At 39.0% G+C, this 8,195-nt stretch carries 6 protein-coding genes and 1 pseudogene; 4 read left to right on the top strand and 3 right to left on the bottom strand.

What is annotated here, in order from left to right:
- Window positions 1-26: 26 nt before the first annotated feature.
- Complete coding sequence (locus D5018_RS15485) at window positions 27-725, top strand: ABC transporter ATP-binding protein (protein WP_121839908.1); 699 nt, start codon at window positions 27-29, stop codon at window positions 723-725.
- Window positions 725-3,187, top strand: a complete 2,463-nt coding sequence (locus D5018_RS15490) for an ABC transporter permease (RefSeq protein WP_121839909.1) — start codon at window positions 725-727, stop codon at window positions 3,185-3,187. Before D5018_RS15485 ends, D5018_RS15490 begins: the two co-directional genes overlap by 1 nt.
- Window positions 3,188-3,197: 10 nt before the next feature.
- Here D5018_RS15490 and D5018_RS15495 read toward each other — a convergent pair whose 3' ends face one another.
- Window positions 3,198-4,097, bottom strand: coding sequence for a TIGR01777 family oxidoreductase (locus D5018_RS15495; protein WP_341538268.1), 900 nt, complete (start codon window positions 4,095-4,097; stop codon window positions 3,198-3,200).
- Window positions 4,098-4,278: 181 nt separating this feature from the next.
- Between D5018_RS15495 and D5018_RS15500 the strand changes: the two genes are divergently transcribed.
- Together D5018_RS15500 and D5018_RS15505 are read left to right on the top strand one after the other, a co-directional pair.
- Window positions 4,279-5,316, top strand: a complete 1,038-nt coding sequence (locus D5018_RS15500; RefSeq protein ID WP_121839911.1) for an AI-2E family transporter — start codon at window positions 4,279-4,281, stop codon at window positions 5,314-5,316.
- A gap of 61 nt (window positions 5,317-5,377) precedes the next feature.
- Window positions 5,378-6,160 (top strand): TatD family hydrolase, encoded by a 783-nt coding sequence (locus D5018_RS15505; protein ID WP_121839912.1) that lies wholly within the window; start codon window positions 5,378-5,380, stop codon window positions 6,158-6,160.
- A 233-nt stretch (window positions 6,161-6,393) separates the two neighbouring features.
- Here the strand turns inward: D5018_RS15505 and rsmF are convergent, their stop codons facing one another.
- Together rsmF and D5018_RS22025 are read right to left on the bottom strand one after the other, a co-directional pair.
- On the bottom strand, window positions 6,394-7,809 hold the full coding sequence (gene rsmF, locus D5018_RS15510) for a 16S rRNA (cytosine(1407)-C(5))-methyltransferase RsmF (protein ID WP_121839913.1): 1,416 nt from the start codon (window positions 7,807-7,809) through the stop codon (window positions 6,394-6,396).
- A gap of 195 nt (window positions 7,810-8,004) precedes the next feature.
- Window positions 8,005-8,195: pseudogene (locus tag D5018_RS22025) on the bottom strand (IS1634 family transposase); the annotation flags it as partial.

Raw genomic sequence — 8,195 nt, forward strand, 5'->3', positions numbered from 1 at the left:
TAAGACGAGATAATAAGGATCTAGCCTTGAGTGAAAGTGTAGAGAACAAACCAGCCATAAAAGTTGTTAACCTCGAAAAATCTGTAAAAACACAAGAAGGATTGCTGACTATCCTCAAGGGCATTGACCTCGAAGTCAAGCATGGTGAAAGTATAGCCATTGTTGGGCCGTCAGGTGCAGGTAAATCAAGTTTACTTGGACTTCTCGCTGCGTTAGATAATCCAACCTCTGGCGAAGTCTTTCTGGATGGTGTGGGGTTATCTAAATTAGATGAAGAACAAAAAGCGGCGTTAAGAAAAGAAAAAGTTAGCTTTATTTTTCAATCTTTTATGCTGGTCGACACGCTTACTGCACTAGAAAACGTCATGCTACCCGCTGAGCTTGCAGGGGTGGCAAACGCTAAAGAAAAATCATTAGCCATGCTTGAAAAAGTAGGGCTATCCCATCGTCTAAATCATCTACCTAAACAATTATCTGGTGGCGAACAGCAACGTGTGGCGATTGCTCGTGCATTTATTTGTGAACCCAAAGTACTATTTGCTGATGAACCAACGGGCAATCTCGATGAAGCTAATGGCAGCAAGGTCGAACAGATGCTGTTTGAGCTGAACCAAGAAAGTGATACTACGTTGGTTATTGTCACTCACGATATGGATCTTGCTCGTAAATGCCAGCGTCAATTGACCATGTATGATGGTTCGCTTGTTGAAGAGAAGGTGGCTTAATGGAACTGAATTTAGCTTGGCGCTTGTTTAAGCGTGAATTACTGCAAGGGCAATTGGTTCTCATTTTATTAGCCATTACTTTGGCCGTGTTGTCAGTCAGTGGCTTATCTCGAGTGAGTGAACGGCTGCAAACGGCAATTTCTGGCGAGGCGAGTAAATTTATTGCAGCAGATAGAATCATTGATTCTCCAGAAAAACTTCCCCCAGAAATTTTACAAAAATCTACTGAGCTAGGTTTAAAGTACGCCACCAATTTAGAGTTCAACTCTATGGTTTACTCTGGTGACGAACTGCAATTGGTCGAGGTTAAAGCGGTATCAGATACATATCCTCTAAAAGGTAATATTGAGCTTACTACTGGCGAGACGCATCAATTGCCTCCGCTTGGCTCTGTTTGGTACGAAACAAGACTAGCTGGGCTTTTAGGTAATCCTAAGCAAATTGAGGTTGGTGTCACGACCTTCAAAATGGATAAAGCCATTTCACGTTTGCCTGATGCTGGTTTTAACCCTTTCGCTTCATCTCCTGTAGTATTAATGCGAATGGAAGATGTCGCCAAAACTCAAATCGTTCAACCAGGAAGTCGACTCGATTACCGATATCAATTTACTGGTTCGCCTAGCCAACTAAAAGAGTTTGAGGATTATGTCACACCTAAACTTCTGACGACTCAGCGATGGCGTGATGTTGAAAGTGGTGATTCACCAATAGCGGGCGCAATAAAACGGGCAGAGCGCTTCTTGTTGCTTGCGAGTTTGCTCGGTATTGCTTTGGCATGTACTGCTATTGGTATTGCGGCTCAGCGTTATTGTCAGCGGCATTACGATGTTGTGGCGATGCTAAAAACCTTTGGCTCTAGCGCTAAACAAATCCGCTTTATATTTACCTTTCATTTACTGTTTGTATCTGTTTTAGGCGTGATTTTAGGTTTGTTAGGTGGCTGGGTATTAGATATTGGATTGACCCAATTCTTACCTGAAAATATTGCCGCTTACGATCCTTCAATTTGGCGACCAGTTATTTTAGGCGTTGTAACTGGCTTATTGAGCGCCTTTATGTTTTCAGTATATCCACTGATGCGTTTACTAAAAATTCCGCCACTAAGAGTGCTCCAGCGTCAATTAGAAAGTCATACCATCGGTCAATGGTTCAATATTGTATTAAGCCTGCTTGCTCTTGGATTATTAGGTTATTTGTATTCAAAGAGTCTGACTCTGACTTTAATTGTGATGGTGAGTGTTGTGATGCTTGCTGCACTTTTGTTGGTTGTTGGATTTGTCATGATCCGTTTAGGACATAGTTCAGGCTTAAAAATAAGTAATCCTGTTCAGCTGGCCTTTGCAGGGTTAATGCGTCGAGCTAAACAGAATGCAGTGCAATTAGTCGGCTTTAGTAGCGCATTGGTTCTCTTGCTTATTATCTTTGCGTTACGCCAAGACTTATTGAATGAATGGCAGCAACAATTACCTAAAGAAGCGCCTAACTACTTCTTAGTAAATATTGCGCCTGAAGATTCGAAACCTCTAGAGAGTTTCTTTGCTGAAAAAGGAGTAAAAGCGACGGATATTTATCCAGTTGTTCGCGGTCGTATGAGCGCGATTGATGGTGAAAAAGTCGTGACTCGTAAACAGCAAGAAGCGGGTGAAGAAGGGCGATTGGGTATCACTCGCGAGCTGAATTTAACTTGGCGAGAATCTCTTCCACCAAATAATGAAATTTTGTCAGGTGAATTTAATGGCCAAGCCAATGAAGTGTCAGTTGAGTCTGAAGTGGCTGAACGTCTTAATCTAAAATTGGGTGATACTGTTACTTTTATGATCGAAAATCAGCCTGTAACAGCCAAAGTCACCAGTTTACGAAAAGTCCATTGGGAGACTTTGCAGCCAAATTTTTACTTTATCTTTTCAAAGCAAGCTTTGGGCACGTTTGATTACACTTCGATTGCTAGTTTTTATTTGGATCAAACTAAAAACAGCAACAATGAGCTAATTATTCAATTGATAAAACAATTTCCAACGGTGTCAATTATTGATGTTGGAGCAATGGTTGGACAATTGAGAGAGATCATCGACCAAGTTTCATTGTCATTAACATTGGTGTTAGTTTTAGTTGTTTTAGCGAGTGCTCTTGTACTGCTTGCTCAAACAGAAGCGGGAATGGCAAGTCGCCGTCGAGAATTGGCAGTACTACGTACATTTGGTGGCTCAGGTTGGTTATTGCGGTTATCAACGTTTTTTGAATTTGCGTTATTAGGAGCTATTTCTGGGCTACTGGCTGTCTGTGTAACAGAGTTTGCTCTGTATCTATTTAAAACCCAAGTATTTGAGTTAACGACCTATATGCACTGGAATTGGTGGTGGCTCGCACCGTTGTCAGGTGCAGCAATAGTTGCCAGCTTAGGTTTATGGCGTTGCTGGCATCTACTTACACAAAGTTGCTCGAATTTGTTAAAAGAGGGCTGATTAGCCCTTGCTATCTGGGAAATATTTGCGCCATGGCTGAGTCAATTGTTGGGTAACTAAACTTAAAGTCTTCATCCAATAATCGCTGAGGGACAACATATTGTCCTTCAGTAAGGATATCAGCCATTTCACCAAACAATTTTTCAGCCACAAAGCGAGGCAATGGAAAAAGAGCAGGGCGATGGAGTGACCTTGCCAGTGTTTTGGTTAAAAGTTTATTACTCACTGGGTTTGGTGAGGTTGTGTTATAAACCCCATTACATGATGATGTCTTCATTAAATATTGAATTATTCGAATAACGTCACGTCGATGGATCCAGCTCATTCCTTGTTGACCTGAAGCTATCTTTCCACCCAACCCTAATTTAAATGGTGTTATCATTCGTTGAAGAGCGCCGCCGTTACTATCTAAAACGACACCAATTCTCATAATGCATACCCGAGTTCGTTCTGTCTGTGCAAGCAATGCTAACCTTTCCCATTCTTGGCATAAGTGATGAGTAAATTCATTATGAGGAACAGAATTTTCATCAACAGGAGTCGCTTTCTGTCGTCCATAATAGCCAACAGCTGATGCGCTGATAAAAGTGTGGGGAGGTTGATCACTTTTTTGACAAAGCTCTACAAGCTTTGCTGTCACGTCCCAACGACTATGACAAAGTTTAGCTTTTTGCTTATGTGTCCAAGGTTTTTCAGCTATTGGTTCACCAGCTAAGTTAATCACAACATCAAACTTATCAAGGCTCTTTAGCTGATCTAAATTTAAAATTAAACGTGGGATTTCCCCTAATTTTGCTTTGGCTTTATTAGGACTTCTTGTTAGGACTGTTACTTTATGTTCGGTGCATAATAAAGGCACCAAGGCCTGACCTATAAAGCCAGTTCCGCCAGTAATTAAAATTTTCATCATGCCTCAATACGACTAAATTCAAGACAATATACGCCAATCCATTGGCTATCGTTCATTAATTCCGAATTTAAATTGTAGTGCAAATATTAACTTATGTAGGATAAAGGTAATTAAATGATGCTTAAATTTTTAAATTCGGTTTAAAATGAATCCTATTTTTAAATAAAACGAGATATATGGAATGACTCGATTTGAACATAGTTCTACAGCCGTTAAAACCTTTGTTTTGTTAGCCAGTTTGGTTGTTATATTGGCGGGTGTAAAAACGGCAAGTAGTATTGTTGTCCCTTTTGTTTTATCTATTTTCATTGCAGTCATTTGTAATCCAGCTATTGTGTGGATGTCAAAATGGCGTATCCCTAAGTGGCTTTCAGTTATCTTATTAATTCTGTCTATAGTATTGGCTGGTATGTGGTTGGCCAGTGTTGTAAGTAGTTCCATAAATGAGTTTTCAAAGCAATTACCGCAATATCGAGGACAGTTGATTGATCAGTTCAGTTGGTTGATAGAGTTACTCCAAAAATATAATGTTCAAATTTCTAAAGACCAAATAATCAACTACTTTGACCCAAGTGTGGCTTTGTCTGTTACTACTAATATGCTGTCTGGACTTGGTAATGTAATGGCAAATGCCTTTCTGATTATACTCACAGTCGTATTTATGTTGTTTGAAGCTGGCTCAATATCAAAGCGTCTACACTTCGCGCTTGATGATCCTGAAATGCGCTTACAACAAATCGATAAGTTTCTAAATTCTGTTAATCAATACATGGTGATTAAAACTTTAGTCAGTTTAGCTACAGGTACAATTGTAGGTGTTGGTCTGTATTTGATTGGCGTTGATTACGCCATGCTTTGGGCGGTTGTTGCCTTTTTGTTCAACTATATTCCAAACATAGGCTCAATAATTGCCGCCGTTCCAGCTATTTCTTTGGCATTAATTCAATTGGGTCCTACCGCTGCTGGAGGGGTGACAGTACTGTATGTCGCTATCAATATGATTATGGGTAATATTGTTGAACCTAAATTTCTTGGTAAAGGCTTAGGGCTATCAACCTTGGTTGTTTTCTTGTCTTTGATTTTTTGGGGATGGTTATTGGGATCGGTTGGAATGTTGTTATCTGTACCTTTAACTATGATCGTAAAGATTGGCCTAGAGTCAAGTGACAGTGGTAATTGGTTAGCCGTTTTGCTATCTGATGATGTTGAGGAAGTTTGACCTTAAATTTCGACAACGGTATCCTTTGCGCCGTTTTATTAATTTGTAGGAAATACATAACGTGTTAATTGATTCACATTGCCATTTAGACCGACTAAAAGCAGCACCTGATGATGCCAGTTTGAAACAAATCATGGATGCTGCCAAAGCACGTGATGTAGAGTACATGCTTTGTGTTAATGTGCGTCAAAATGAATTTTCAGACATGAAAGAAAAAGTGAAAGCATTCCCTAATGTATTTCTTTCAGCAGGCGTTCACCCTTTAGATGTCGATTCAGGTTTAGATTCAGATCAGTTATTAATTTCAGCTCAAGATGAGCGTGTGGTTGCTGTAGGCGAAACTGGCTTGGATTATTTTTATGCCGCAGAAACTAAATCTCAGCAGCAACAATGTTTTGAAAAGCAAATCGATCTGGCATTACAAGTTAATAAGCCGCTTATTATTCATACTCGTGATGCAAGGGAAGACACCTTAAATATGCTTAAATCAGGCAACGCCGATAAAGTAGGTGGGGTTTTACATTGTTTCACTGAAAGTTGGGAAATGGCGAAAGCAGCTATTGAACTTGGTTTTTATATTTCAGTTTCTGGCATTGTGACTTTTAAAAATGCTGGTGAGTTAAGAAGTGTTATCCGCAAAGTCCCTAAAGACCGTTTAATGGTAGAAACAGACTCCCCATATTTAGCTCCTGTTCCACATAGAGGTAAAGAGAACCAACCGGCATTTGTTCGTGATGTGGCTGAATTCGTTGCTGAGTTACGCGGCGAAAAATATCAAGAACTAGTAGAGTATACTGGTGAGAATTTCTTTAACCTTTTCAAAGATGCTAAAAAGTTAGTTTAAACTGAATTCACTCACTGCTTATTTTTCAAACCTCATAGAATAAAAAAAAAGCCCAATCCATAAAGAATTGGGCGTTGGGAAATGGCTCTTTCGAGCCGTGCGCTACGCAGTTTTCGATGGTAGAATTTCTACCATCGAGAATTCCGATATAGTAATCCTAGAACAAATAAAAACATTTGCACAATAAATAAACATTAACAAAATTTTTCAGTTTATTCATATATGTCAAGAGCCTAGAGTTTTACTGCATTGTCTCTTACTAAATCTCTAGGTAAATTATTTTTTAATTTTGTTCCAAGGTGCTTAATTAACCCCAACGCCACTTTATTACTACAAATAATTTTCTCTCCTTGAGGTTTCGTTACCTGTTCTAATTGAATGTCTCGTCCTTTTAGATATTCTTCCGCTTGTTGTTCATTAGCATTTATCGCATCACTTTGGTATCGGTACAGAACCGAAATTACTTCATGAGTTATTTTTAAATGTTTGCCTTTTTGTTCAGCTAGTTTTAAACCAATCCGCTGAAAGCGAATTTTCCCAATATAAGATTTTATTGCTTTAGGAAAAAGCCAAAATTGATTATCTCTAGTAACTAAATATAATGATGCTGGAATTGAAATTGAGTAATTTTCTAGTAACCAATCAGTGATTTCTTTTTCTTGTTTAATGGATAGCTCTTTAAATGGAAAGTTCTTATTTATTTTGGGTTCTGGTTGGCTTCTAGTTACTGATTTAGTTTTACGAATTTTGGCGACAAAGAATCCTTCACTGTCGAATATTTGTGGCCAAATATGTAAAAAGCCTTCGCTTGTGGTGGCTTTATTGGCACCATTAAATAGATCGGCCAGAGAAATAAATTCAACTGCATCTCCAAAAGTCTCTTTCAAAAACAGACAAACTTGTTGGTTTTCTTCTTGGCTTAAAGTGCAAGTGGAATAAATCAAAGTACCGTTAACTTTAAGTGCTTCAAATGCCGATACTATTAACTGCTTTTGTTTGGTTGCAATTGAATGAACCTCTTCTAAACGCCAATCTTTTAATGCATTGCTATCTTTGCGAACTGTGCCTTCACCACCACAAGGAGCATCTAATAAAATGGCGTCAAATGCTTCAAATAAATACTGGCCGAAGACCTCGGCATCGAAGTGTGTAATGGCGGCATTGTATACTCCCATCCGCACCAAATTGGCATGAAGCATTTTAACGCGGCTGGACGAGTATTCATTAGCAATCAAGAGTCCTTGATTATTCATCAGTGCAGCAATTTGTGTGGTCTTGGAGCCAGGAGCTGCAGCCATATCTAGCACATTGTCAAAGTTCGAATCTGAATCAAAAAGGGCAGTAGGGGGGAGCATTGAGCTTGCTTCTTGAATATAAAATAGCCCTTGCAAGTGTTCGATACTATTTCCAATGTCTTGGTGCGGTGGGATTGTGATCCAAAATCCTTCTTTGCACCACGGAATAGATGTTAAGCGCCATCCTTTGCTTGACATTAAATCATGAAAAGCAGAAACCGTGATTTTTAAAGTATTAACACGAACAGAAAGCCTCAGAGGTTTATTGTTGAAAGCAAGGAACTCATCGAGAGATAAATGGCAAGGTAGCTGTTGGCGAATGTGTTCGATGAAATTTTCGCTGATCTTATTCATTGGAAAAGCCGTGTCAAAAGCAGAATTATATCATGAACTCATTATCAGGTAGTGATAACGATAACCGAATTTATTTATTATTTTTCTGGTCTTAAGCTATTATTTTTTAGTTGTTGGCATTCACTCCGGAATTAGCCAAATAAGGGACAGTAATGGATTACTCAAAAAAGCCTAAAGCAGACATTGATCAGACCCCTAGGTCATTTTTTTGATTTTATAGAATGTCAACGTGTGACCTCCTATTAGCCTTACTATCCTTTCCCTTAGCTCATCAAAACCGTCTAGGCGAATTTTATTGTCATATTGGAGTAAATTTATTCCTTCAAAACATTGAAATATCCAACGCAGTGTGGGATTAGAGATTTCTTGGTTAATTTGGTTTGGTA

Source organism: Parashewanella curva (assembly GCF_003675895.1).
Classification (GTDB): Bacteria; Pseudomonadota; Gammaproteobacteria; order Enterobacterales; family Shewanellaceae; genus Parashewanella; species Parashewanella curva.